22 protein-coding genes are annotated in these 25,061 nt (G+C 73.2%); 12 read left to right on the top strand and 10 right to left on the bottom strand.

Annotated features, from left to right (window positions below):
* Positions 1-23 precede the first annotated feature (23 nt).
* From AC07DU_RS14030 to AC07DU_RS14010, 5 genes are read right to left on the bottom strand one after another with little or no spacing between them, the layout of a single operon-like run.
* Positions 24-383: an NYN domain-containing protein gene (locus AC07DU_RS14030; protein WP_360905107.1), complete on the bottom strand. Its 360-nt coding sequence runs from the start codon at positions 381-383 to the stop codon at positions 24-26.
* A 5-nt stretch (positions 384-388) separates the two neighbouring features.
* Positions 389-2,674 carry a phosphatase domain-containing protein gene (locus AC07DU_RS14025; protein ID WP_479111492.1) on the bottom strand — a complete coding sequence of 762 codons (2,286 nt, stop codon included), beginning with the start codon at positions 2,672-2,674 and terminating at the stop codon, positions 389-391.
* A gap of 57 nt (positions 2,675-2,731) precedes the next feature.
* Positions 2,732-3,418 carry a Rossmann-fold NAD(P)-binding domain-containing protein gene (locus tag AC07DU_RS14020; protein ID WP_479111490.1) on the bottom strand — a complete coding sequence of 229 codons (687 nt, stop codon included), beginning with the start codon at positions 3,416-3,418 and terminating at the stop codon, positions 2,732-2,734.
* A gap of 19 nt (positions 3,419-3,437) precedes the next feature.
* The gene (locus AC07DU_RS14015) at positions 3,438-3,848 is read right to left on the bottom strand and encodes a VOC family protein (protein ID WP_360903360.1); all 411 of its coding nucleotides are present in this window, start codon (positions 3,846-3,848) and stop codon (positions 3,438-3,440) included.
* Entirely contained in the window at positions 3,730-4,818 is a 1,089-nt protein-coding gene (locus AC07DU_RS14010) for an SLAC1 family transporter (RefSeq protein WP_479111488.1), read from the bottom strand. Before AC07DU_RS14010 ends, AC07DU_RS14015 begins: the two co-directional genes overlap by 119 nt.
* Positions 4,819-4,955: 137 nt before the next feature.
* Between AC07DU_RS14010 and AC07DU_RS14005 the strand changes: the two genes are divergently transcribed.
* On the top strand, positions 4,956-5,570 hold the full coding sequence (locus AC07DU_RS14005) for a YdeI/OmpD-associated family protein (protein WP_479111486.1): 615 nt from the start codon (positions 4,956-4,958) through the stop codon (positions 5,568-5,570).
* 63 nt (positions 5,571-5,633) lie between these two features.
* On the opposite strand, the gene AC07DU_RS14000 is transcribed toward AC07DU_RS14005, so the two are convergent.
* Positions 5,634-6,038 carry a DUF5997 family protein gene (locus AC07DU_RS14000; RefSeq protein ID WP_479111483.1) on the bottom strand — a complete coding sequence of 135 codons (405 nt, stop codon included), beginning with the start codon at positions 6,036-6,038 and terminating at the stop codon, positions 5,634-5,636.
* A 58-nt stretch (positions 6,039-6,096) separates the two neighbouring features.
* Between AC07DU_RS14000 and AC07DU_RS13995 the strand changes: the two genes are divergently transcribed.
* The 3 genes from AC07DU_RS13995 to AC07DU_RS13985 all read left to right on the top strand — a co-directional run bounded on the left by AC07DU_RS13995 (position 6,097) and on the right by AC07DU_RS13985 (position 8,962).
* Positions 6,097-6,891, top strand: a complete 795-nt coding sequence (locus tag AC07DU_RS13995; protein WP_479111481.1) for a LysR family substrate-binding domain-containing protein — start codon at positions 6,097-6,099, stop codon at positions 6,889-6,891.
* Positions 6,892-6,938: 47 nt separating this feature from the next.
* Complete coding sequence (locus AC07DU_RS13990; RefSeq protein ID WP_479037329.1) at positions 6,939-7,322, top strand: VOC family protein; 384 nt, start codon at positions 6,939-6,941, stop codon at positions 7,320-7,322.
* A gap of 149 nt (positions 7,323-7,471) precedes the next feature.
* Positions 7,472-8,962 (top strand): cellulose binding domain-containing protein, encoded by a 1,491-nt coding sequence (locus AC07DU_RS13985; RefSeq protein ID WP_479111479.1) that lies wholly within the window; start codon positions 7,472-7,474, stop codon positions 8,960-8,962.
* 66 nt (positions 8,963-9,028) lie between these two features.
* Here AC07DU_RS13985 and AC07DU_RS13980 read toward each other — a convergent pair whose 3' ends face one another.
* Complete coding sequence (locus tag AC07DU_RS13980; protein ID WP_479111477.1) at positions 9,029-9,676, bottom strand: hypothetical protein; 648 nt, start codon at positions 9,674-9,676, stop codon at positions 9,029-9,031.
* A 237-nt stretch (positions 9,677-9,913) separates the two neighbouring features.
* Between AC07DU_RS13980 and AC07DU_RS13975 the strand changes: the two genes are divergently transcribed.
* Positions 9,914-10,657, top strand: a complete 744-nt coding sequence (locus AC07DU_RS13975) for a carbonic anhydrase (protein ID WP_479111475.1) — start codon at positions 9,914-9,916, stop codon at positions 10,655-10,657.
* Between the two features lie 70 nt (positions 10,658-10,727).
* Here the strand turns inward: AC07DU_RS13975 and AC07DU_RS13970 are convergent, their stop codons facing one another.
* Positions 10,728-10,928 carry a chaplin gene (locus AC07DU_RS13970; RefSeq protein ID WP_453371030.1) on the bottom strand — a complete coding sequence of 67 codons (201 nt, stop codon included), beginning with the start codon at positions 10,926-10,928 and terminating at the stop codon, positions 10,728-10,730.
* Between the two features lie 240 nt (positions 10,929-11,168).
* Positions 11,169-12,185 carry a hydroxyacid dehydrogenase gene (locus AC07DU_RS13965; protein ID WP_479111473.1) on the bottom strand — a complete coding sequence of 339 codons (1,017 nt, stop codon included), beginning with the start codon at positions 12,183-12,185 and terminating at the stop codon, positions 11,169-11,171.
* A 213-nt stretch (positions 12,186-12,398) separates the two neighbouring features.
* On the opposite strand from AC07DU_RS13965, the gene AC07DU_RS13960 reads away from it, so the two are divergent.
* From AC07DU_RS13960 to AC07DU_RS13945, 4 genes are read left to right on the top strand one after another with little or no spacing between them, the layout of a single operon-like run.
* A complete protein-coding gene (locus tag AC07DU_RS13960) occupies positions 12,399-13,826 on the top strand; it encodes a hypothetical protein (RefSeq protein WP_479111471.1) in 1,428 nt (475 codons plus the stop codon).
* On the top strand, positions 13,823-15,304 hold the full coding sequence (locus tag AC07DU_RS13955; RefSeq protein ID WP_479111469.1) for a radical SAM protein: 1,482 nt from the start codon (positions 13,823-13,825) through the stop codon (positions 15,302-15,304). Before AC07DU_RS13960 ends, AC07DU_RS13955 begins: the two co-directional genes overlap by 4 nt.
* A gap of 12 nt (positions 15,305-15,316) precedes the next feature.
* On the top strand, positions 15,317-17,347 hold the full coding sequence (locus AC07DU_RS13950) for a ferritin-like domain-containing protein (protein ID WP_479111467.1): 2,031 nt from the start codon (positions 15,317-15,319) through the stop codon (positions 17,345-17,347).
* The gene (locus AC07DU_RS13945) at positions 17,344-18,369 is read left to right on the top strand and encodes a hypothetical protein (RefSeq protein WP_479111465.1); all 1,026 of its coding nucleotides are present in this window, start codon (positions 17,344-17,346) and stop codon (positions 18,367-18,369) included. Before AC07DU_RS13950 ends, AC07DU_RS13945 begins: the two co-directional genes overlap by 4 nt.
* On the opposite strand, the gene AC07DU_RS13940 is transcribed toward AC07DU_RS13945, so the two are convergent.
* Entirely contained in the window at positions 18,339-18,749 is a 411-nt protein-coding gene (locus AC07DU_RS13940) for a Fur family transcriptional regulator (protein ID WP_360904989.1), read from the bottom strand. The genes AC07DU_RS13945 and AC07DU_RS13940 overlap by 31 nt on opposite strands.
* 278 nt (positions 18,750-19,027) lie before the next feature.
* Here AC07DU_RS13940 and katG point away from each other — a divergent pair, with 278 nt between their 5' ends.
* The 3 genes from katG (at position 19,028) to AC07DU_RS13925 (ending at position 25,058) form a co-directional block, all read left to right on the top strand.
* Positions 19,028-21,259: a catalase/peroxidase HPI gene (gene katG, locus AC07DU_RS13935; RefSeq protein ID WP_479037361.1), complete on the top strand. Its 2,232-nt coding sequence runs from the start codon at positions 19,028-19,030 to the stop codon at positions 21,257-21,259.
* 118 nt (positions 21,260-21,377) lie between these two features.
* Complete coding sequence (gene polX, locus AC07DU_RS13930) at positions 21,378-23,093, top strand: DNA polymerase/3'-5' exonuclease PolX (protein ID WP_479111463.1); 1,716 nt, start codon at positions 21,378-21,380, stop codon at positions 23,091-23,093.
* Positions 23,094-23,273: 180 nt separating this feature from the next.
* The gene (locus AC07DU_RS13925; RefSeq protein ID WP_479111461.1) at positions 23,274-25,058 is read left to right on the top strand and encodes an enoyl-CoA hydratase-related protein; all 1,785 of its coding nucleotides are present in this window, start codon (positions 23,274-23,276) and stop codon (positions 25,056-25,058) included.
* The last annotated feature ends 3 nt before the right edge of the window (positions 25,059-25,061 follow it).

The following is a 25,061-nucleotide window of genomic DNA, read 5'->3' as shown; positions in this document are numbered from 1 at the left end:
CCACCGGCGCCCATCCACCGGGCTCAGTCCACCGGGCGTACGGCACGCGGCCCCACGCACCGCGCACCGTGCGCCCGGACCCGTGTCCGCAGTTCCCGGTCGGCCGTGACCACGACGCAGTCGCGCTCGGCGTAGGCGGCGGCCAGCTCCACGATGCGGTCGTCCCCGCTCCCGGCCGCCGCGTCCACCCGTACCCCGGGGACGGACTCGACGCCCCGGGCGGCGCCTTCGACGACGAGGATGATCTCCTCCTCCTCGAAGGCCCCGCTCCGCTCGGCCAGCCGGTCGCGCAACCGCTCGGCGGCGCCCCGCCGGTCCCGCCACCAGCCGTCCGGCACCGAGCCGACGACGTTCGCCGCATCGACGATCAGCACGCTCGCCACGGGGACTAGAAGTCCCCGTAGTTGACCTGCCAGGTGGGCAGGCCCATCCGGCGCCAGATCGCGACCACCCGGTCCCGGTCGTCGAGCGAGACCCGTACGGCGTACCGGTGGCGCACGTGCGCGTCGAACAGCTCCGCCTTCACCACGTCGTCGCGGCGCGTGTCGCCGGCCGCGCGCATCCACAGTTCGTCGTACGGCACCGCGTGGCGCGCCAGCCAGGACTCGGTCTGCGGCCGGTGCTCCTCGCTGCGCCCCGACAACAGCACGATCGTGTCGCCGTCGGCGCGCCGGAAGGCGTCCAGCGCGTGCCGGACCGGCTCGTTGAGCAGGTCCAGCTCGCAGCGCGAGAAGTCGTACGGCCCCCGGTCACCCGTCAGCGCGAGCGTGCCGTCGATGTCGCACATGACCGCGGCGGGCAGCGCCGGATCGGGGACGTACGGCGTCACCGGCGCCACGGCGGCCGCGGCGGAGCCGCCGTTCATCCACTCCGACGTCAGCCGCCAGCCGCCCTTGCGGGCCTTCTGGTGCTTTTCGGCCAGCACGCGGATGATCTCCTCGCCGACCTGGCGCTCCCGGGCGGCGTCCCGGCGCAGGCACTCCTCCAGGGGGACATCGGTGAAGTCGTGGACGACGAAGGTCGCGAGACCGCCGACCGCCGCCTTGAGGCGCTTGGGGATGTTCTTGGTCAGGTGGGTGTTGTCGACGACCACGTCGAAGCCGCCGTCGACCGCCGCGCGCACCGCCGCGTCCTGGACCGCCAGCACGGTCTGCTCGTGCGCGAAGCTGCGGCCCCGCTCCGGGTCCGGCAGATCGAGCATGCTGCGCAGGTCGTCGAGGTTGACGCGGCGCATCCGGCCGCCGGACCGCGCCTGGAGGGCGCGGGCCGCCGTCGTCTTGCCGGAGGCCGGCAGACCCGTCATGACGTGCACGACGGGCATCGCGGGCTCCCGCGCCCCGGGCTCCGCCGTGAGGGCGGCGGCCGGTGCGGGAACCCGTGGGGCGACCACGGGCGCCGAAGGCGGCACCGGCGCGGAAGGGGCCGCGGGCGGGCCTGCGGGCCGGTGTGCGGCTGCGGGCACCGCGTCGTTCTCCTCGTCGCTGGCGTAGGGGTCGGCCGTTTCCGGCCGTACCTGGCGCCAGGTGGTCAGTGCGGTCGGCTTGCCGTCGAGCCGCATGAACATCGCGGGTCGCACCCTGCGGTCGTCCAGCTCCCTGACCGCGCGGGCGAAGGCCCCGCGGTCGCCGGCCAGGTGCGCCAGGCCCGCGTACGCCTCGTCGATGGCGCGCTCGTGCCGCTCGGCCTCGTCCTCCAGACGCGCGATCACCTCGCGCACCCACAGGTCGAACTCGTCGGGCACCTGCTCCAGGAGCGCGTCGAGCGGCTTGCCGCCCGCCGCTTCGACGTCGGCGGGCGTGCAGTTGAGGCCCTGCGCGAGCTGCTTCACGGGCATCCCGGCGAACCGCTGGATGCCGTGGGCGCGCCAGACGTCCCGCTCGGTGACCCCGGTCAGCACCTTGTGGAGCCGCACGTACTCGGACAGCTTGGCCTTCGCGCGGACTCCGGAGGCGAACCGCAGGACGAAGCCCTCCGCCTGGGTGCCGGTCGTGGCTGCGCCGCCGGGCAGGGTGTTGGACTCGGTGAGCGCGATCAGCTCGTCGATGGGCATGGCGGGCCATACGGTGACGACGGAGCCGATCCCGTCCCAGTGCGCGGCGGCCTCGGCGAGCGGGACCTCCGTGCCGTCCGCACCGAAGGCGGCGAGGAGGACGAGGTCCCGGCGGTCGCCGTAGTCGACGACGATGCGGTTCTGCGGGTACAGGATCTCGGCGAGGTAGGTGGTGCCCGGGCGCAGGCCCGTGGTGTCCCGGCCGTCGAGCCGGCGCTGCGCCCAGGTCGCCTGGACACTGGTGAAGGAGCCCTTGGAGGCGACCCGCCAGCGGCCCGCGTAGTGGAAGACGACCGCGAGGCTGCCGTCGACCTTGTCGTACACCTCGAACGGCTCGTCGGGGAGGGCCGGAGCGTACGGCTGACCCGACGTGTGCTCGCCCACGTTGAAGAACTTCGGCAGCGGCAGGGCGACGATCGCGCCGGTGCTGTCGTCGGCGACGAGTCCGCGGCAGCGCGTGGTGACCTCGTTCCAGACGCGCTCGTACTGGGCCGTCCGGGTGTAGGTGTAGATGGACAGCGGCAGTTCGGGGTGCGACTTGCGGGTCACGTACCCTGCGTCGATCGAGTCCGCCAGTGCCTGTGCGGGCACCAGGTCATACAGAGTCAGGGTCTCCTGGCTCATGGGTTCCTCCCGGTTCGAGATGGCTCATTCTCACGTGCGGGAGGGGGTGCCCGGTACTCAATTACGCCTGGTCCCGGCGCCGCCGAGGCGGTTGATGTCCGCGGGCCGCAGGATGTGGCCGGGGACCTCGGTGCCGGGGGTGGCGACCGCGATCATGGCCCGGCCGAAGGCCTCGGAGGTGACGACGAGGTTCGGCGCGATACGCCGCAGCAGCGGGACCAGTGGTCCGGTGACCGCGTAGAGGGCGCGGTAGAGCCGGGTCTTGGAGGGCACGCCGGGCACCGGCTGGACGATCCCGGGCCGGAACATGTAGGCACGGAAGGGGAGTTCCATCAGATCGTTCTCCGTCTGGCCCTTGACCCGGGCCCACATGACGCGGCCCCGTCCGGTGCTGTCCGTGCCCTCCCCCGAGACGTAGACGAAGGTCATTCCGGGGTTGGCGGCGGCCAGGGGACGGGCCACCGCGAGCGTCAGGTCGTGGGTGACGCGCCGGTACGCGTCCTCCTTCATGGCGACGGAGGAGACCCCCAGGCAGAAGAAGCAGGCGTCGTACGCGGCCGGGTCCAGGCCCGCGGCGCCCAGGTCGGAGGGGTCGTCCTGGACGCACTCGCGCAGCTTGGGGTGGCTGACGCCCAGCGGGCTGCGCCCGACGGCCAGGACGCTTTCGACGGAGTCGTCACGCAGGCATGCGCGCAGGACGGCCCGGCCCAGCATGCCGGTCGCGCCGAAGAGGATGACGTTCACGGGAGGAAGGGTAGGGGCCTCAGGGGGTGATGCAGAGCTCGTTGCCCTCGGGGTCGGCGAGTGTCGTCCACGTGAAGGGACCCTGGCGGCCTTCGTGCAGGTGCTTGGCGCCCTTGGCGACGAGTCGCTCGACCACCGTCTGCGGGTCGTCGGGGCCGGTGCGGACGTCGAGGTGCACCCGGTTCTTGACGCTCTTCGCCTCCGGGACGAACTGGAAGAGGATGCGGGGCGCGCGTTCGAGGCCCTGCGGGTGGCGGATCCCGGCGCCCGCCTTCCAGACGAGGGTGCCGCGGTGCGTGGTGGTGTCGTCCTCACTCGCCTGACCGGCCTCGATCATGCTGCGGATGAACTGCTCGTCGCTCGGCTCCACCTCCCAGCCGAGGGCGTCGGCCCACCAGTCGGCGAGGGCGTGCGGCGTGTTCGAGTCGATGGTCACCTGGAACGTGTATGCCATGGCGGGACCCTACTGGGCCGGTGAGGTGGGAGGCGAGCAGGGCGGTGAAGGTCAGCAGCCAGGCGCCCACGGCGATCCAGAGCAGGACCTCCCCCAGCGGACGCAGCCAGGCGATGCCCGCCGGGGCCGCCACGGAGAGGCAGGCGGTGGCCGTCATGCCGAGGGGGAAGACGGTGGCCCAGCGCCGGATGTCGTAGCGGGGCCGGGGGTGGCGCGCTTCCGCGGCGAGCAGGACCGCGTACCAGACGAGGGAGATCGCGAGCGCCACGAGCGTGACGGTACGCAGGGCCGTGTGCGCGCCGCCCGTCCATACGGGGGACGCCGTGAGCCTGGATCCGGCCAGGGCGGAGATGGACAGCGCCCCGCCGGCCACCCAGTGGTCGCCCCGGCCCCCCACCACCTCGCGCAGGTCGAAGTGCGGGAGGGCCGCCGCGTAGAGCAGCAGCCCGAGGCAGAAGGCGGCCAGCGCCGCCCCGGCCAGCCAGTCGTCGCGGGCGCCGGCGAGGACGGCCGCGAGCACGGCGAGCCCCTGGGTGGCCACGCAGGCGAGGAACGCCGCCCCCGGCATGCGCCGCCGCCAGTGCCGTACGACGGTGAACAGCAGGCCGGGCCACAGCGCGGCGGCCAGCGCGAGCAGCGCGGCGGCGGCGCTCCGCCAGCCGAGGGTGGCGAGCCGGGTCCCGATGACGGTGGTCGCGGCGACGGCCGTCAGCGCGGCCGGGGTGTCGGCCTCGGCGCGCAGGCGCCCGCGGTCGCCCAGCAGCCCGGCGGTGAGACCGGCGGCCAGTACGAGCCACAGCGCGGCGCCGACGGCGAGGGCGGCCAGCGACAGCACCTCGTGCCCGGTCAGGTGGAGGCCGAGGGAGAGGATGGCGGCGGCCATGACGGCGGCTCCCGCCGCGGGCGGCAGCCCGGCCCACCAGCCGCGGCCGGGGAGAATGCTCACCCCTCCAGCGGACCGCACGGGTCCGCGGGCCGCCAGCGGACGGGACGCCCCTACGTTGACGACAGGGCCTTAGGCCGTCTCTTCCGGATCTTGTCGGGCCCGACAGGATCCGGAAGAGACGGCCTAGCCTGAGCGCCATGGAGGAACTGGGCGGGGTGGAGATCGTCGGCTTCGCGGACGCGGCGGCGTTCGAGGGCTGGCTGGCCGAGCACCACACGCGCCGTGAAGGCGTGTGGATCAAGGTGGCCAAGAAGAAGTCGGGCATCGCCGGCGTCACCGATGACGAGCTGGTCGACACCGGGCTGTGCTACGGCTGGATCTCCGGGCAACGGCGCTCGCTCGACGAGCGGTACTACCTGCAGAAGTACGTGCCCCGGCGGCCCGGAAGCCTGTGGTCGCGCGTGAACGTGGACAAGGTCGCGGCGCTGACGGCCGCCGGACGGATGCGCGAGCCCGGGCTGGCCGAGGTGCACAGGGCGCAGGCGGACGGGCGGTGGGAGCGCGCCTACGCGTCGCAGCGGACGGCGGAGGTGCCGCCCGATCTGGCGGCGGCGCTGGAAGCCGACCCCGAGGCCGCCGCGGCCTTCGAGGCGCTCGACAGGACCGGCCGCTACCAGCTGCTGCTGCCGTTGCTCCAGGCACCGACTGCGCGGACCAGGCAGGCGCGGCTCGACCGGGCGCTGCGGCTGCTGCTGGCCGGTTCGGGCACGGGCACCGGCTCGGGCTCGGGCTCGGGCTCGGGCTCAGGCTGAGGGAAAGCCGTCAGGCCCGACCCCCTCCGGGGAGCCGGGCCTGACGGGAAGAGGAAGTGCGGGTCAGGAACGCTCGTCGCGCTCCTTCTCGGCCTGCTCCGCCTTCTTCTCCTTGATCCGTACCGCTTCCTTGCGGACCTCGGCCTGGGTGGCGCGCTCCCGCTGCAGCCACTCGGGAGCCTCCTGCTTTAGTTCTTCGATCTGCTCGGTGGTGAGGGGCTCCGTGACCCCGCCCCGGGCGAGGCCCGCGATGGAGACGCCCAGCTTGGACGCGACCACCGGCCGGGGGTGGGGGCCGTTGCGGCGCAGGTCCTGCAGCCACTGGGGCGGGTCGGCCTGGAGCGCACTCAATTCACTGCGCGAGACGACACCCTCCTGGAACTCGGCGGGGGTGGCCTCGAGGTACACGCCCAGCTTCTTCGCCGCGGTCGCGGGCTTCATCGTCTGGGTGTTCTGGTGCGACGTCATGGTGTCAAGAGTATCGAGCGTGTGCGCTACCTCCGACCACGACCGGTAACCTGGCGGGGTGACAGGCTCGGAAGTACCCCATTCGTTCCGGCTCGCTTATGTCCCCGGGGTGACACCCACCAAGTGGGTCCGGATCTGGAACGAGCGGCTGCCCGACGTCCCTCTGACCCTCGTCGCGGTCTCCCCCGCCGAGGCGTTCGGCGTGCTCCGCGGCGGCGGCGCCGACGCCGGGTTCGTCCGGCTGCCGGTCGACCGTACGGATCTCAGCGCGATTCCGCTCTACACGGAGACCACGGTGGTCGTGATCCCCAAGGATCACCTGGTGGCGACGGCCGAAGAGGTGTCCACCGAGGACCTCGCCGACGAGATCGTGCTGCACCCCCTCGACGACACCCTCGACTGGGAGCGGCTGCCGGGCCGGCCCGCGATCGAGCGTCCCGCGACGACGGCGGACGCGATCGAGCTGGTGGCGGCCGGAATCGGCGTGCTCGTCGTCCCGCAGTCGCTCGCCCGACTGCACCACCGCAAGGACCTCACCTATCGGCCGGTCACGGGCGCTCCCGAGTCGCGGGTGGCGCTGTCGTGGCCGCAGGACGAGACCACCGATCTGGTGGAGGAGTTCATCGGGATCGTGCGCGGCCGAACCGTGAACAGCACCCGGGGCCGTCCCCCGACGCCGCCGAAGGCGAAGGCCAAGAGCAAGCGCCCGGAGGCCGGCGGTGGCTCCGGAGCCCAGCGCAAGCCCGCACCGGGGAAGACGGGGAAGACGGCGGGCAAGAGCCCCCGCGGTGCTTCCGGCGGCCCGAAGGGCGGCAAGAGCACCAAGGGCGGCAAGCCCCGACGTCGCCCGTAGAGCGGGTCCCCCGAGACCCGTCGGCCGGCGGTTGGCACAATCCGATCATGCTGACCCTGGGAACGATCGTCATGGGCGCCGCCGACGTGCGGCGGGCCGCCGCCTTCTGGAGCGGGGCGCTGGGCTACGTGCCGCGCGACGGCGAGGTGCAGGACCGCTGGACCGTGCTGGTCCCCGCCACCGGCGGTGGCCCCGGCCTGGCTCTGGGCCACAGTGTCACGCCCGTACAGGAGCGCCCGCGCGTCCACCTCGACCTGTACGCGGCGGACGCGGCCGAGCAGCAGGCGGAGGTGGCGCGCCTGGTGGCGCTGGGCGCCCGGCACGTCGACTGGGACTCCTATCCCGAGGACCCCGATTTCGTGGTGCTGTCCGACACCGAGGGCAACCGCTTCTGCGTCATCGACGCCGGCCACCCCGGCGATTCGGCGTGAGCCTGGCCCGGTTCCTGAGGCCCTCCTTACCGCTTCCTTAAGCGGAACCTAAGACTCATGAGCGCCGCACCAGAACGAACGAATGTCCGTTCCGGTGCGGCTAGCGTGCTGCCCACCCAACTCCCCGGTAACACAGAGGCAGGCACACCATGGGCAGCACAGTCGGGCACCGCCGAAGGACGAGCCGTACGGCGAAGGTGACGGGCGCGATCGTGGCGGCGGCGGTGATCGGCGGCGCGGCGTTCGCCTTCACCGGAACGGCGCAGGCGGCCTCCGTCGGCGCCGCCTACACGAAGTCCAGCTCGTGGAGCGGCGGTTACACCGGCCAGTACGTCATCACCAACCACACCGGCCAGGTCCAGTCCGACTGGACCCTCCAGTTCGACCTGCCGGCGGGCACGAAGATCGACTCCCTGTGGAACGGCACCCACACGGTGGACGGTCAGCGCGTCACCGTGAAGCCCGCCGACTGGAACCGGCAGCTGGCCGCCGGAGCCTCCGTCACCGTCGGCTTCGTCACGAGCGGCGCCGGCGCCCCGGGCGACCCGACGGGGTGCCGCATCAACGGCCTCAAGTGCTCGGTGGATCCGGCCCCGACCGTCCAGCCCAGCGGGCGCCCCACCGCCCGTCCCACCGTCACGGCGAGTCCGGCCCCGACCGCGCCCGCCACGTCCTCCGCGCCGACCAGGACCGGCTCGCCGTCCCCCACGGCCACGGCGACCCCCACCACCCCCGCACCCGGCGGCAGCGGCGCGCGTTTCGCCCCGTACGTGGACACCTCGCTCTACCCCGCCTACGACCTGGTCGACACCGCGACCCGCACGGGCGTGAAGGAGTTCCACCTCGCCTTCATCACGTCCGGTGGCGGCTGCGCAGCGATGTGGGGCGGGGTCACGGACCTCGCGAGCGACAAGGTCGCCGCCCAGATCGGAGCGCTGCGTGCCAAGGGCGGCGACGTGCGGGTGTCGTTCGGCGGGGCCGCCGGGCACGAACTGGCCCTGAACTGCGCCACGGTGGACGAGCTGGCCGCCGCGTACGGGAAGGTCGTCGACCAGTACCGGCTCACCAAGGTCGACTTCGACGTCGAGGGAGCGGCCCTGCCCGACACGGCGGCCAACGCCCGCCGCGCGCAGGCCGTCGCCCGGCTGCAGAAGTCCCACCCGGGCCTGGACGTGGCGTTCACCCTGCCGGTGATGCCCGAGGGCCTGACCCAGCCGGGCGTGGCGCTGCTGGCCGACGCGAAGAAGAACGGCGTGCGGATCGACGGCGTCAACATCATGGCGATGGACTACGGGCCGGCCTACAGCGGGGACATGGGCCTGTACGCGATCCAGGCGGCGACGGCCACCCAGGCTCAGCTCAAGGGCGTGCTGGGGCTCTCCGACGCGGCGGCGTGGAAGGCCGTGGCCGTCACGCCGATGATCGGCGTGAACGATGTCGCGAGCGAGGTCTTCATGGTCGCCGACGCGACCCAGCTCGTGGAGTTCGCGGCGGCCAAGGGGATCGGCCGGCTGGCCATGTGGTCGTCGACCCGCGACAAGCAGTGCGCCGCCGGAGCGGTCACCTACGCGGACGCCACGTGCAGTTCGGTCCTCCAGCAGCCGCTGGCCTTCACCACGGCCTTCGCTGCGCTCAAGTAGGGGCGTGAGTAAGCGAGTCGAGCGCACACCGGGAGCAACCCCTCGCTCCCGGTGTGCGTGTGGGTGCTACGCGAGGATCCCCGCGCGGGCGGCGAGGTCCCATGCCACCTCGAACCGTGGCGCGCGAGGGCCGTCGGCGGCGGCCGGGGCCAGCAGGGCCGCGACGGCGTCCGCGTCGGCCGTACGCTCCCGCGCCAGCGCCGCGAACCGGGCGATGGTGTCGCCGAGGGTCCGCTGCCGCGTGTAGGGAACGTCGTACGAGGACGCGGTGAGGTCGAGGAACTCCTCCTGCGAGCCGACCCAGGGCGCGGCCCCGTCGAGCCCGTCCTCCGCCAGCTCCTGCGGGTACGGGATCCGGTGCCATGCACCGTCCTGCCACCAGTAGACGAAGCCGAGGAGGTTGCCGGCGGCGTCGTCCCGCAGGAGTTCCCAGGGCAGCCAGTCGGGGCCGCCCGCCAGGAAGTCGATCTGCTCGCCGCCGAGATGGGTGTGGCTGCCGTCGGGGTCCTGGCCGCAGAACACCGCGCGTCCCCCGTCAAGCAGGGTCAGGCGCCACCAGCCGCCCGCACCGGTGGAGTGACACCACAGTCCGTCGTGGTCGAGGGCGAACTCCGTGGAGGTGGAGCACGCGGCGTCCACCATGGCCATGGTCATCGCCCTGGCCCACAACAGCTCGGGGTGTTCGAGGTCTTCGGGCCGGCTCGGCGTGTGCATGGTGTGGTCTCCTCCCGGGTGCCGGAGAAGCCTCGCACGACGCGTGCGTACGCCTGCAGGCGGGCCGGTGTTCCGTCCCCGTGCGACGCCCCGCCCGCCCCTCAACGCTCCCCCGCATGGCCGCCGCGCCCGCATGCTGAGAAGATCCCGCCTCCATCCAGCCCGCCCCCGAGCGGATCCCGCCATTGTGTTCGAGCGGTCAACTGACCTGCGCCTGAGCCGGGTTACGGTCCGCGCATGCTTTCGAACACACGGACCACCGCCGCCGCCCCCCGAAGCCGCCGCGCCGTGCTGCGCACCGCCGTGGCGGGATCGGCGGCCGCCGGCGCGAGCCTGACCCTCGCTTCGGCCTTCCCCGCTTCCGCCACCCCGTGGGACACGCAGGACGCCGAGCCCGTCACCACACCCGCGCAGGCGCTCCGCCGTCTGGCGGCCGGCAACCAGCGCTGGCGGACGCAGCGCCAGGAGCACCCGCACGAGTCCGCGTACCTGCGCCGCCGGCTCGTCGAGGGCCAGCAGCCGTTCGCGGTGGTGCTGGGCTGCGTCGATTCACGGGTGCCGCCGGAGCTGGTCTTCGACCAGGGGCTGGGTGACCTGCTGACCGTCCGGTCGGCGGGCGAGGTGCTGGACGAAGCGGTACTGGGGAGCATCGCGTACGGGGTCCTGGAGCTGCGCATACCCCTGGTGCTCGTCCTGGCCCACCAGTCGTGCGGCGCGGTCTCCGCGGCGGTCCACGCCGACGAGTCGGGCGAGCCGCTCCCCGCCCACATCCAGTACCTGGCCGATCAGATACGGCCGTCCATCGATCACAGCCGGCACGGGGACGCCCGGGTCGACGCCACGATCAACGCCCACGTACGAAGCGTCCGCGGCCGCCTGGCGGCCGAGCCCGACCTCGCGGGGAAGGTGGCGGCGGGCGAACTGGCCGTGGTCGCCGCCCGCTACGAGCTGCGCGACCAGCAGGTACGCACGTTGTCCTGACGGCGGCGGGCGACGCGTGCGGCTCATCCCGGTCGTGACCGCGACCGGGATGAGCCGGGATTCACGACCGTCAGGCGTTGACGCAGACGTTGCCGCCGGCCGGGTTCAGCGCGCCGATGATGTTGACGCTGTTCCCGCAGACGTTGATCGGGATGTGGATCGGAACCTGGACCACGTTGCCCGACAGGACACCCGGCGAGCCCACGGCGACACCCTCAGCGATGGCGTCCGCCGACGCCGTCGACGCACCACCCATGACCGCCAGACCCATCACCAGGGCAAGACCGGCACTCTTCCAAACACGCGTCACGTGGCATCTCCTTGTACCTGCACAGCGGCGCCGGAGCACCGCACGGCCCCGACGAGGGCCGTCCCCCTTCCTTCGGCAGCTGAGGGCCTCCAGGCAGGGTCCGGGCGCCCCGTTTCCCCCGAAGAGGTGTCCCGGCCCCCGCCGTTTGGTGGTACCGGCCCCGACGGCCCGGTTCCGGTGCTGCGTTGGCCCGGGGGGCGATCAGGCCGTGTGGTCGAGGTCCTCGCGGCGTACCGGGTGCGCGAACGGCAGACCCGCGGCGTAGCGGGCGATCTCCTCAATGGCGCAGTCGGCCATCCGGTGGAGTTCGTTGCCGAGCGAGCCCGCGATGTGCGGGGTGAGCAGCACGTTCGGCAGATCGTAGAGCGGGGAGTCGGCCGGCGGGACCTCCGGTTCGGTGACGTCGATGACCGCGTGCAGGCGGCCCGCGGTCAACTCGTCCGTGAGCGCGTCGCCGTCGACCAGGGACCCGCGGGCGGTGTTGATCAGGGTCGCCCCGTCACGCATCAGCGCCAGCCGCCGGCGGTCGATCATCGACCGCGTTTCCGGCAGCGCCGGGGCGTGCAGGCTGACCACGTCGGAGATCCGGCAGAGCTCGTCGAGCCCGACGGCGCGGGCGCCGAGCTCCTCGGCCCGGTCCTCGCTCAGGTACGGGTCGTACACGACCGGTTCGAGGTCGTAAGGGCGCAGGAGTTCGATCACGCGGCGGCCGATCCGGGACGCTCCGACGATGCCGACGGTCCTGCGGTAGTTGCCCGCGTGACCGTACCGCAGGTGCAGGTCGTGCGGGACCGCGCGCGTGCTGCGGTACTCCTCCCGAAGCCGCAGCACGCGCTTGTTGGAGAGGAGCACCATGGCCACCGTGTACTCGGCGACCGGCAGGGCGTTGACCGGCGCGGCTGAGGAGACGACGATGCCGCGGTCCCAGCAGGCGTCGGTGACGAACGGTTTCACGGAGCCGGCCGCGTGCACGACGGCCTTGAGGCGGGGTGCGGCCGCCAGCGCCCGGGCGTCGATGACGGGGGCTCCCCAGGAGGTGAGCAGGACCTCCGTCTCGGCCAGCGCCGCGGCGACCCGGGGCCCGGCGAAGGAGTCGACGACCAACTCCGGCTCGACACGGGCCACTTCACGCAGTCGGCGGGCGCAGCCGTCGTCCAGCAGACGGGGACGCAGGCCGGGGTCCATCGCGAGCAGGGTGCGCGGGCGTCGTAGAGCCATCCGGGTGCTCCTCGCGGCGGGGGCGGGCCGCGCCGACCCTATGGACCCGGGTTTGTGATCGTCAAGATCCTTGCGGCGCGCACGACGGCGGGACACGCCCCCATCCGATCGAAAGGGTGACCGTACGTCACGTGCGCTGTAGTTTTGGTCACTCAGTGCTGTCGCGCCGCGATGCGCGGGGGCCTCCCCCGTACCGATCACAAGGAGACGCCGGTGATCGAACGACTCTGGCTGCAACCACCGCTCGCCTTCGCCCGGCTGGGCCCCTCCCCCGTTCCGTGCGACAACTACCGCTGGGGGCCCAGTGACCTCACACCGCGCGGTACCGGCAAGACCACCGTCCTGCCGGCCCTGACCCTCGACCTCGCCGAGGACGGCACGCTGACCGAGCGGATGCCGGAGCAGGTGCAGTTCAAGGACGAGGACGGCTGGCGCCCGGTGTGCCCGTACTTCGAGCTGCACGCAGAGTGGACCGTCGACGGGCGGTCCGGCTCGGGGTGTGTGACCGAGCAGGTGCTGGCGGAGTCGGGGCTGAGCCTGGGGGACGTCCGGTGGGAGGTCTCGGTCGCCAACCTCAAGGCGCACCACCTCACACAGCAGGCCGGTGACCGCGTCGAGGCGCGGCTCGAACTGGCGGGTGACGACCACCGGTCCCGGGTACTGGCGGGCAGCTCGCCGCAGGACGCACGGCAGCCGCTGGTACCGGCCGGGAGCAGCCTGCCCCTGGGCTCGGTGCAGCTGCCCGTGCCCAGTACGGCCCTCCCGGAGCTGCGGCTGCGGTTCACTCCCGGGACCGGCGCCGTCTACGGCCCACAGGGCCTGGCGTCCAGCACCGGCTACGAACTGCCGCCGGAGCGGCTGATCCTCAACCCGGACGCGACGTGGTGCCACTTCACACCCGAGGAGAGCGACCCGCGCACCGCCCCCGGCCTGCTCTTCGCCGGCGCCGAGAACGGGGAGCGCAGCATCGGTCTCGTCGACGACGTCTGCGACGGCACGGTCAGTGTCACCCTGCCCGGTGGCCTGAAGGCGACCGCGCGGATCGTGGCCGGCCCGCCCCGCTTCTCACCGGACCGCAGACCCTTCGTCTCCCTCGCCGACGGACTGGCCGACCGGGTGCAGCGCGAGGACGTCCACCGGCCCGGCTACCTGGACGACGAGGAGCAGACCGCGCTGGAGGTGCGGGACCTGTTCGAGCGCGTGCTGGAAGCCATGGGCGCGGTCAACGTGGACGTGCAGAACGAGCGCGCCGCGCAGGAGAACGCGGATATCGCCGCCTTCCTGGGTCTGTCCCAGGCCGACGCCCGCGCCCTGGTCTTCACTCCCCCGCAGCCGCTGCTGGGCCTGTTGCTCGCGCTCAGCGAGCGCGGCCGCAGGCGCCACCGCCGGTTCGTGGCCCTGGAGGTGCTGGAGGACATGCTCCGCGAACAGCCCGCCCTGATCGAACAACGGGTCCGCGCCCCTGCCAGATCCGACGAAGAGGGCGCCGACCCCTTGCGGTCCACGTGGTTCCACGACCAGCAGATGCCGAGCGCGATGCGCGGGTCCGACGGCTATCCGATGCACCTGACCCGCCGCCAGTACGACCTGCTGGTGGGGTGGGCCCGCACGCTGCGCGAGCACACGGAGCCGAACACATGACCGTACTGCTGCAGATCGGCCGTCGGCCGCCGCAGGACCCGCCCCAGCCACCGCCGGGCCATCCGCCCGGGGAACCCGCCCCCTGCGGCCCGCCTCCCCGGGGACCGGCCGCGGAGGTCAAGGTCTTTCGCAGCGCGCACGGCGCGCACCTCTTCGTCGCCGACGGCAGCCGGGTGTACGACCTGCCCGAGCCGCTCGCGGCCCGGGTGGAAGCCTGGTCGGCCGCCCCGGACGGCCCGCTCGGCGGCCAGCCGCTCTCCGGCGGCTCGTTGGAGGACCTCGCCGTGGAGCTCGGGCTGCCGTTGTGGTCGCGGCCCCGGATCGACGGCACGCCCGCCGAGCCGCCGCCCCTGGCCTCGCTCTCCCTCAATGTGATGCAGGCCTGCAACCTCAGTTGCGGACACTGCTACGCGGACGAGGGCAGGTTCGGAGGCTCGGCCCGCGCGATGCCGCGGCACACGGCCCACGCGGCGGTCGACCGGCTGCTGGCGGAGGCCGCGCCCGGAACGGACGTGGTGGTCGGCTTCATGGGCGGCGAACCGCTGCTCGCACGGGAGCTGGTGCACGACGTCGTGGCGTACGCCGTCCGGGCCGGGACCCGGACCGGGCACCGGGTCCGGTTCGCCCTCACCACCAACCTGACCACCGTCCGCCCCGAGGACGCCCGTCTGTTCGCCGCCCACCCGTTCACCGTCACCGTCAGCCTGGACGGTGACCGGGCCGGGCATGACGCGCTGCGCCGCGCACCGGGCGGGGCCAGTGCGTACGACCGGCTGCGGGCCGGTCTGGAGGTGCTCGCCCGCCACGGACGTCCGCGTCACCTGTCCGCGCGGGTCAGTGTCACTCCGCAGACCGCCCGGCTGCTGGACGTCTTGGAGCACGGCATCGGGCTGGGGTTCGACGAGGTCGGCTTCGCGGCCGTGGTCAGCGCGCCCGACCCGGCGTACGAGATCACCAGCGCGATGTTCACCGGCTTCCTGGAGCAAATGGTGGAGTGCGGTGAACGGGCGCTGCGCGAGCTGTCGGCCGGGCGGCACTACCCCTTCGGGAACTTCCGGACCGCCCTGCACGAGCTGCACCGGGGCACTCACCGCCCGTACCCCTGCGGCGCGGGCGCCGGCTATCTGAGCGCCTCGGCCGAGGGCGGTCTGTACGCCTGCCACCGGTTGGTCGACGATCCGGCCTTCGCGATGGGTTCCGTGAGCGGGGGACCGGACACCGAGGCGCGGAGACGTCATTTGACGGTGTCTCACGTGGACCGGGCCGAGCCGTGCCGCTCGTGCTGGGCCCGGTACCTGTGCGGGGGCGGCTGCTACCACGAGGTGAGCCGGCGGGGCCGGCCGGCCTGCGACTACATCCGCGGCTGGCTGGCCTTCTGCCTGCGGGCGTACGTCGAAATGTCGCAGGCCGCCCCCGAGTTCTTCCAGCTGCCGCCGGAGCCCGCCGCCGCGCCGGCCGGCGTCACCGGAGTGATCTGAAGGAGACGTCACATGCCCGAACTCCCGTCCGCTGACGGAAAGTTCTTTCCTCGCAACCTCACCGCCCGGGCCGACTACCTCGTACGCGGCAATCCGTCCGGCAGCCGTCCCGAGAGCGGGGTCGACAACTGCTACCCCGGTCTGGAGTTCGACCAGCGGAACCTGGAGGCGGGATTCTTCCCCTCGCTGCGGTTCGACTTCCACCGTCGCGCAGGTTCCCGGGTCGTGCGGGTCGACGACGCGGGACCCGCGGCAGCGCTGGGGCTGGTCGCCGCCGATCTGGGCGAGGACCGCCCGGCCCTGTACCTACGGGCCCTGTGCGGGCGCACCACCGTGGACCAGAGCGAGGAGCAGGCCCCCACGGTCAACTGCGCGGGCATGGACGGCCTGGACGTGTGGCGCCGCGTCCACGATCTGCTGCCCGGCCGGATCGCCGTGCTGATCGGGCCGCGTCCCGAGCGTGACTCCCCTGCCGTCCCGAATGCCGTACGCGACCTGGGCGGGCTGCGGATGACCGGCGCGGGCTTCGTGCAGCGCGGCCCCGACGGCACGGTCGAGGCCGCGGTCCTCGTGGCCGACCGGGCGCGCTACTTGGACGAGGAAGGGGTGATCGACCCCGACGTGTACCAGCCGGGGGAGCTCACCCGCAGCCTGTGCGCGCCGTGGCAGTACGACTTCCGCGACTGCGGCTGCTACTACTGGGCGGCGTCCAAGCCGGACGTCACCAGCAGCGCGGACGGGTCCGTCCGTGAGGTCAACTTCCTGCGCAGGGACCGCAGCGATCCGCCGGCCGCCGATCTGTCGAGCGACGACCAGGGGCAGCGCACCTCGCTGGAGCTCACCTACCCGGATCTGATCAGGAACTGGAACGTCCTGCCCGTGGTCCTCGACGACCGGGAACAGGGCGAGCTGAACGTGTCCGGGCGCGGGCGCGTGCGCAGCGGCTGGAGTGCCGGGGTCGGCGAGGACGACGTGATGGGACCCGAGGAGGTGGCCGACGAGCTGACCAAGCTGGCCGGGGTGGAGCACGCGCTGTGCGTGGAGTACCTGTACGCCCACTACTCGCTGAACGCGCCGATGCTGCTGCCCGCCAGCGCCGACGAGGTCACGCGCCGCGCCCACGCCGCCGGGCAGGAGGTGTTCTCCGTCGCGGTGGACGAGATGCGGCATCTGCGCTGGGTCAACGAGGCCCTGGGCACGCTCGGGCGGGCGCCGGTGCTCGCGCGCGCGCAGGAGATCGAGCGGGAGACGGATCACCGGTTCGGGCTGGAACCGCTCACTCCCGCACGCTTGCAGTGGTTCATCGACGTGGAGAGCCCCAGCCGCAACTCCCGCGCCGACCCGATCGATCCGAACGGCATCGACGGCATGTACGTCGCCCTGCACGAGGCCCTGGTGAAACGTCCGGAGAAGTTTCCGGAGGCGGACCGGCTCGCCCATCTGGTCAAGCTCATCATCGACGAGGGCGGCGACCACTGGCGCCGGTTCCAAGCCGTCCAGGGGCATCTGGCCGGTCTCACCGAGGAGCAGTACCTGCGTCCGCTGGCGAGCGACACCACGGACGAGCTGAACCTGCAGCTGCTCGACATCAGCGACCAGAACTACGCGATGCTGCTCGGCACGCTCCAGGAGTCGTTCGCGCGGCACGACGCGGCCGGCGGCGCCCTGATGGAGCAGAGCCGCCAGGTCATGCGGAACATGCACGAGGTCAACCACGCGCTCGCGGCCCGCGGTGTGGGCCCCCGCTTCACCCTGCCGCCCGCGTTCCGACCGGCCGGCGGCACGGTCGCCGACGCCGACGCCGGCGTGCAGCGCGCCGACGGTCGGTTCACGCAGGTGGCCGCCGCGGCCGCGGGCCGGGCCCGCGAGGCCGTGGGATCGCTCGGCGGTCCGGCGGTCCGTGCGATGGTGATCCGCCATCAGGCCGATACGGAGGCTCTGCTGGCCGTCCTCGCCCGGCTGGACGGGGGCGCCGCACGGCCGGCCTGTACCCCCGCCGGTGGCACGGGTGGCGCCGGTCGGGGAGGCGGCGGCGGCCGGTGAGCCTGGTCGAGATCGCCGGATCCGGGCTGGCGGAGCTCACCTGCGCCCGGCTGCTCGCCGACCGGGGGCACCGGATCCGGCTGGTCCCGCCGGCCCCGCCGGCGGAAGGGACCGGCGCCCGGCCCCTGCTGCTCACCGGGCCCACGCTGGAGCTGGTCGCCTCGCTCTGGGGTGGCGGGCTGCTCGACGACGGCTGGCCGCTCACCCACCGACACGTGCGGTGGGGGGCGGGGAGCCCGCCCCGCCGGTTCCCGCAGCCCGCGCGGGCGGTGGACGGTGCGGTACTGGCAGCCCGCCTACGGGAGCGGCTGGGCCCCGGCGACCTGTCCGGGGAGCCGCCGCAGTGGACGGTGACGGCTGCCCCGGGGGACCTGGCCGCACACGAACAGGCCGGACGGCGGCAGCTGTTGGCGGGCCACGCGCCGGTGCGGCGGGCCCGCGACCAGAGCACCGCGCGACTGGACTGCGCCGGGACGGGGTGGCTGCACCTGACGCCGCTGGGGCGGGGCGAGTGCCTCGTACAGGCCATGGTGCCCGGGCCGGCCCAGGACCCGGCCGCCCTGCTCGCCCGGCTGCTCGCAGGATCCGCCCTCGCCACCCGGCTGCGCCACGCACCCCGTACCGCGGTGGCCCTGGCCGCGGCGCCCCGGGCGCACCGCGCCCCCGCCTCGGCGCCGACGGCCGACGCGGGTGGCCGGCTGGTCGTGGGGGCCGGCGCGCTGCGCTACGACCCGCTCAGCGGCACCGGCACCGCCCAGGCGCTGCGTACCGCGATCCTCGCCGCGGCCGTGGTCGACGCCGCCGCCGGCGGCGCGCCCGCGGCCGCGCTGTGCCGCCACTACAACACCCGTCTGCGGGCCGCCTTCCACGACCACCTGCGCACCTGCCTGCGGCTGTACGGCAGCGCCTTCGGCTCCGGCACCTGGCAGGACGAGATCGACGCCACGCGCCGCATCTTGACGACGGTCCCGCACGCGCCGATGCGCCGGGGTCAGGCGCAGGCCGGGCACAGCCCGCGGTAGGTCACCTCGGCCCCGGACACCCGGAAGCCGAACCGCTCCTGCGCCGGGAGGGCGCGGAGCGGGTCGCCGGTCGGGTGGACGTCGCGGATGAGGCCGCAGCCGGAGCACACCAGGTGCTGGTGCGGTCGGTGCGCGTTGGGGTCGTAGCGCTTGGCGCGGCCGTCCGTGGTGACCTCCACGACCTCACCGAGGGAGACCAGCTCCCCCAGCGCGTTGTAGACCGTCGCCCGGGAGATCTCGGGCAGCCTCCGCGCCGCGCGTGCGTGCACCTCGTCGGCCGTGAGGTGCACGTGGTCGCCGTCGAGGACCTCCGCGACGACGCGCCGCTGGGAGGTCATGCGCCAGCCACGCCCCCGCAACCGCTCCACCAGGTCGCTCATACCGGCTCACCTCTTCAGGATCTGCGGAACCCGTTTTTTCGCCAATGACATCCGGGATCCGATGAGATACGGGTTTGGTGTTCTTCTTGACTTGGATTCTGTCCATCGTAGGATCGGTTGAGTCGACAGCCAAGTCACGAGAAGGCTCCAGTACCGCAGGAGACGCACGCCGGGCTGCACATCGACAGACCCAGGCCGTCCACGGGGTCTGCGCCCCGACTGTTCCACCGCCCAGCAGTTCCTGAGAACCAGGACCCGCCCGGTCCGGAAGGATTCCGATGTCTGAGAACCATGAAGCGATCGTCACCGACGCCAAGACGGAGGGCGGAGGTGGCTGTCCGGTGGTCCACGGGCGCGCGGCGCACCCGACCCAGGGTGGCGGAAACCGCCAGTGGTGGCCGGAGCGGCTCAACCTGAAGATCCTGGCCAAGAACCCGGCCGTGGCCGACCCCAACGGCGCGGACTTCGACTACGCCGCGGCCTTCAACGCCCTCGACCTGCCGGCCGTGAAGCAGGACATCGCGCAGGTGCTGACGACCTCACAGGACTGGTGGCCCGCCGACTTCGGCCACTACGGCCCGCTCATGGTCCGCATGGCCTGGCACAGTGCGGGCACCTACCGGATCAGCGACGGCCGCGGCGGCGCCGGGTCCGGCCAGCAGCGCTTCGCGCCCCTCAACAGCTGGCCGGACAACGGGAACCTCGACAAGGCCCGCCGGCTGCTGTGGCCGGTCAAGAAGAAGTACGGCCAGAGCCTCTCGTGGGCCGACCTCATGATCCTCGCCGGCAATGTGGCCCTGGAGTCGATGGGCTTCGAGACCTTCGGCTTCGGCGGCGGCCGCCCGGACGTGTGGGAGGCCGACGAGGACGTCTACTGGGGTCCCGAGACCACCTGGCTCGGCGACGAGCGCTACACCGGCGACCGGGAGCTGGAGAGCCCCCTCGGCGCGGTCCAGATGGGCCTCATCTACGTCAACCCCGAGGGCCCGAACGGCAATCCGGACCCGATCGCCGCCGCCCGCGACATCCGTGAGACGTTTCGCCGGATGGCGATGAACGACGAGGAGACCGTCGCCCTCATCGCGGGCGGTCACACCTTCGGCAAGACGCACGGCGCCGGCCCGGCGCACCACGTCGGCGCCGATCCCGAGGCCGCGCCGCTCGAACAGCAGGGTTTCGGCTGGAGCAGCACCTTCGGTACCGGCAAGGGCGGTGACGCGATCACCAGCGGCCTGGAGGGCGTCTGGACCAACACGCCGACCACCTGGGACAACACCTTCTTCGAGATCCTCTTCGGTTACGAGTGGGAGCTGTTCAAGAGTCCCGCCGGGGCGCACCAGTGGCGGCCGAAGGAGGGCGCCGGAGCCGGCACCGTCCCCGACGCCCACGACGCGTCGAAGAGCCACGCCCCGACGATGCTCACGACCGACCTCTCGCTCCGGTTCGACCCGGCCTACGAGCGGATATCGCGGCGCTTCCTGGAGAACCCGGCCGAGTTCGCGGACGCCTTCGCGCGCGCCTGGTACAAGCTGACCCACCGTGACATGGGCCCGGTCGTGCGCTACCTCGGACCGGAGGTGCCGTCCGAGACGCTGCTGTGGCAGGACCCGCTGCCGCCGGTGACGCACGAGCTCGTCGACGCCGCGGACATCGCCTCCCTCAAGGAGCGCGTCCTCGCCTCGGACCTGTCCGTGTCCGAGCTGGTGTCCACCGCGTGGGCGTCGGCCTCCTCCTTCCGCAGCAGCGACAAGCGCGGCGGTGCCAACGGTGCGCGCATCCGCCTCCAGCCGCAGAGCGGCTGGGAGGTCAACGAGCCCGACCAGCTGGCCTCCGTGCTGCGGACCCTGACCGGGATCCAGGAGGCCTTCAACGCCGCCCAGAGCGGCGGCAAGCGGGTCTCGCTCGCCGACCTGATCGTGCTGGCCGGCGCCGCCGCCGTCGAGCAGGCCGCCAAGGACGCCGGCTTCGACGTCGAGGTCCCCTTCACCCCGGGGCGTACGGACGCCTCGCAGGAGCAGACCGACGTCGAGGCGTTCGCCGCGCTGGAACCGGCCGCCGACGGGTTCCGCAACTACCTCGGCAAGGGCAACCGGATCCCCGCCGAGTACCTGCTGGTCGACAAGGCGAACCTGCTGAACCTGAGCGCCCCGCAGATGACGGTCCTGGTCGGCGGCCTGCGCGTGCTGGGCGCCACTCACCAGCGGTCCTCGCACGGTGTCCTCACCCAGGCACCCGGGACGCTGACCAACGACTTCTTCGTCAACCTGCTCGACCTGGGCACGACGTGGAAGGCGACCTCCGAGGACCAGAACACCTTCGAGGGGCGCGACGCGGCCACCGGCCAGGTCAAGTGGACCGGTACCCGCGCCGACCTCGTCTTCGGGTCGAACTCCGAACTGCGCGCGCTCGCGGAGGTCTACGCCGGCGACGACGCGAAGGAGAAGTTCGTGAAGGACTTCGTCGCGGCGTGGGACAAGGTCATGAACCTGGACCGGTTCGACCTCGCCTGATCCCGTACGTCCACGGCTGATCCAGCCCGTCCGCGGCTGATCCCGCACGTCCACGGCCGGCCCGCAGCGGCCGGCCGTGGACGTCGCGGCCTTCCGCGACCGGAGGCACCCTGGAGACATGGCCCGGGTCAACGACGAGGTCGAGGCGCTGCTCCAGGAGTACGCCGACCTGATCGCGATCAGCGGCGGGGACGCCTTCAAGGTGCGTGCCTACGAGAAGGCCGCCCGCTCCATCGGGGGCATTGCGCTGGACGTCTCGACACTCGACGCGAAGGGGCTCAAGGAGATCCCGAACGTCGGCGCGTCGATCGCCGAGAAGGTGCTGGACTACCTGCACACCGGCCACGTCCCCGCGATCGACGAGGTCAGGGCGGCGGTCCCGGCCGGGGTGCGGGAGCTGACCCGGATCCCCGGGCTCGGTCCCAAGCGGGCCATGCTGCTCCACGAGCGGCTCGGCGTCGCCACGGTGGACGAGCTGCTCGACGCGATCCATCAGGAGCGGCTGCGTGACCTGCGGGGGTTCGGGGAGAAGAGCGAGGAGAAGCTCCTCGCCGGCATCGCGCTGATGCAGAAGGCGGGCAGCCGGATCCTGATCAGCGCCGCGACCGAGATCGCCGAGCAGATCACCGGCGAGCTGTCGTCGGTGCCGGGCGTCGTCCGGTGCGCCTACGCCGGGTCCCTGCGGCGGATGCGCGAGACCATCGGCGACATCGACGTCCTGGTGGCGTCGGAGCGGCCGGGGCCGGTCATGGAGGCGCTGGTGGGCCTGCCGTACACGGCGGACGTGCTGGCGCACGGGGCGAAGAAGACCTCCGTGCGTACGACGAAGGGCCTCCAGGTGGACCTGCGGGTCCTGCCCCCCGCGTCCTGGGGCGCGGGCCTGCAGTACTTCACCGGGTCGAAGGCGCACAACGTACGCACTCGGGCGCTCGCGGTGCGCCACGGGCTCAAGCTCTCCGAGTACGGGCTCTTCGACGCCGACGGCGACGAGCGGCGCGCGGGCGAGACGGAGGAGGAGATCTACGCCCGGCTCGGCCTGCCGTGGATCCCGCCGCCGCTGCGCGAGGACCGGGGGGAGATCGCCGCCGGGCTGCGCGACGAGCTGCCGGACCTGGTGACGGAGCGCGACCTGCGGGGCGACCTGCACACCCACACCGACCTCACCGACGGCCTGGCGCCGCTGGAGGAGATGGTGGCGGCCGCAGCCGGGCGCGGATACGCGTACTACGCGGTCACCGACCACGCCCCGAACCTCTTCATGCAGCGGATGACCGACGAGAAGATGCTCGCCCAGCGGGAGCGGGTGCGCGCCCTGGACCGGACGCACCACGGGATGCGGCTGCTGCACGGCACCGAGCTCAACATCGGGCCCGACGGCGAGCTGGACTGGCCCGACGAGTTCCTGGCCGGGTTCGACCTGTGCGTGGCCTCGGTGCATTCGCATTTCGGGCTGGACCGGCGGGCGCAGACCCGTCGCCTGGTGCGGGCCTGCGAGAACCCGTACGTGCACGTCATCGGGCACCCCACGACGCGCCGGATCGGCCACCGGCCCGGCATCGACGCCGACTTCGACGAGGTGTTCCGGGCCTGCGCGCGGACCGGTACGGCCCTGGAGATCAACTCGCATCCGGAGCGGCTCGACCTGTGCGACGAGGACATCCTGCGCGCGAAGGGGTTCGGGGTGCGCTTCGCGGTGGATTCCGACGCCCACTCCCCCACGCACCTGCCGTACGTGCGCTACGGGACGGGCACCGCCCAGCGGGGCTGGCTGACGAAGGACGACGTGATCAACACCTGGCCTCTGACCCGGCTGCGCGCCTTCCTGCGCCCCTGACGGCCTGCCGCCGGGCGGCCCCACGCGCGTGCGCCTTCGAGTGACACGGCCGCCGGGTCGCGTGCGCCCGCCGCCGGCGTCCGGGGAACATCTCAGGCGGCCGGTGACGCCCCGGTCACGCACCACCGGTCCGGCGGGCGCTCCCCCACCCGCGGTTCCGGTCCGTCGCAGGGAGACCACGTGCACGTCCTGCTCGTCGCGAGCGCCTTCAACAGCCTCACCCAGCGGGTCCACGCCGAGCTGCGCGATCACGGCCACAGCGTCGCGGTGGAACTGGCCCTCCCGCAGACGGACCTGGCCGGCGCCGTCGCCCGCCACCGGCCGGACCTGGTGCTCGCGCCGATGCTGAAGTCGGCCCTGCCCGAGGAGGTCTGGTCCGCCCACACCTGCCTGATCGTCCACCCCGGTCCGGTCGGGGACCGTGGTCCCTCCTCGCTCGACCTGGCCGTGCAGGAGGGGGCCGGGCGGTGGGGCGTCACCGTGCTGCAGGCCAACGCGGAGATGGACGCCGGCGACGTGTGGGCCACGGTCGCCTGCCCGGTGCCGGACCCGCCGGTGGCCAAGAGCGCCTGGTACCGCGGGGAGGTCGCCGACGCGGCCCTGGAGGCCGTACTGCTCGCGGTGGAGCGCTTCGCCTCCGGTACGTACGCACCCATGCCTCAGGGCCACGGGCTCGCCCGCCCCCTGCTGCGCCAGGAGGGCCGCCGGATCGACTGGCGGACGGACGGCACCGAGCGGGTGCTGCGGGTGCTGCGCGCCGCCGACTCCCGGCCCGGTGTACGGGACGAGCTGCTGGGCGGTACGTGGTACCTGCACGGCGGCCACCCCGAGGACCGGCTGCGCGGCCGCCCGGGCGAGCTGATCGCCACCCGGGCGGGCGCCGTGTGCCGCGCCACCACCGACGGCGCCGTATGGATCCCCGAGCTGCGGGCCCACCGCGCTCCGGGGCAGCCGGCAGCCCCCAAGCTCCCCGCCACGCTGGCGCTCGCGGGCCTGCTGCCCGCGCTGCCCGAGGTCGGCCCGGGCGACCCGGACGCTCCGGACGGCGCCGGGCCCCGTACCTGGTCCGACATCGGCTACCACGAAGAGGGCGGGGCGGGATACCTGTCGTTCTCCTTCCCCGGTGGCGCCATGAGCACGGAGCACTGCCGACGTCTGCTGGACGCCTACCGGGCGGCCTGTTCCCGCCCCACGTCGGTCCTCGTGCTCGGCGGCGGCAGGGACTTCTTCTCCAACGGCATCCACCTCGGCGTCATCGAGGCCGCGGCCGACCCCGCCGAGGAGTCCTGGGCCAACATCAACGCCATGGACGACCTGGTGGAGGCGGTCCTGACGACCACCGACCGGCTCGTGGTCGCCGCCCTCGGCGGCAACGCGGCCGCCGGCGGGGCGATGCTGGCCCTCGCGGCCGACGAGGTGTGGTGCCGCTCGGGCGTGGTGCTGAACCCGCACTACCGGCTGATGGGCCTGTACGGCTCCGAGTTCTGGACGTACACCCTGCCGCGACGGGTCGGCGCCGCCCGCGCGGAGCGGCTGAGCTCCGAGGCGCTGCCGGTGAGCGCCGCCGCCGCCCTGCGGCTCGGGCTGGCGGACCGGACGGTCGGCTGTCCGCCCGCGGCCTTCGCCGAGCGGGCCACGGCGCTCGCCGCCCAGCTCGCCGGGCACCCGGGCACCGCCGCGCGGATCGCCGCGAAGAAGGCGCGCCGGGAGCTGGACGAGGCGCAGCGGCCGCTGGCCTCCTACCGCGCGGCCGAGCTGGACCGGATGCGGCGGATCTTCTTCGCCCCGGACGCTCCTTACCACGCGCTGCGCCGGGCCTTCGTGGGCAAGGAGCGTCCCGCCGGGACACCTCCGCACCTCACGGAGCGCGTACCGGGGCGGCACGGAGCGCCGCGGCCGCCGCGGGCGCCCGACATCACTGGAACGGACGCGCATGACGGGGCACCGGGAACCGTCGGCTGTTAGCAA

It is taken from the genome of Streptomyces sp. NPDC045695 (genome assembly GCF_056432025.1).
This window is presented reverse-complemented; position numbering and strand designations above follow the sequence as displayed.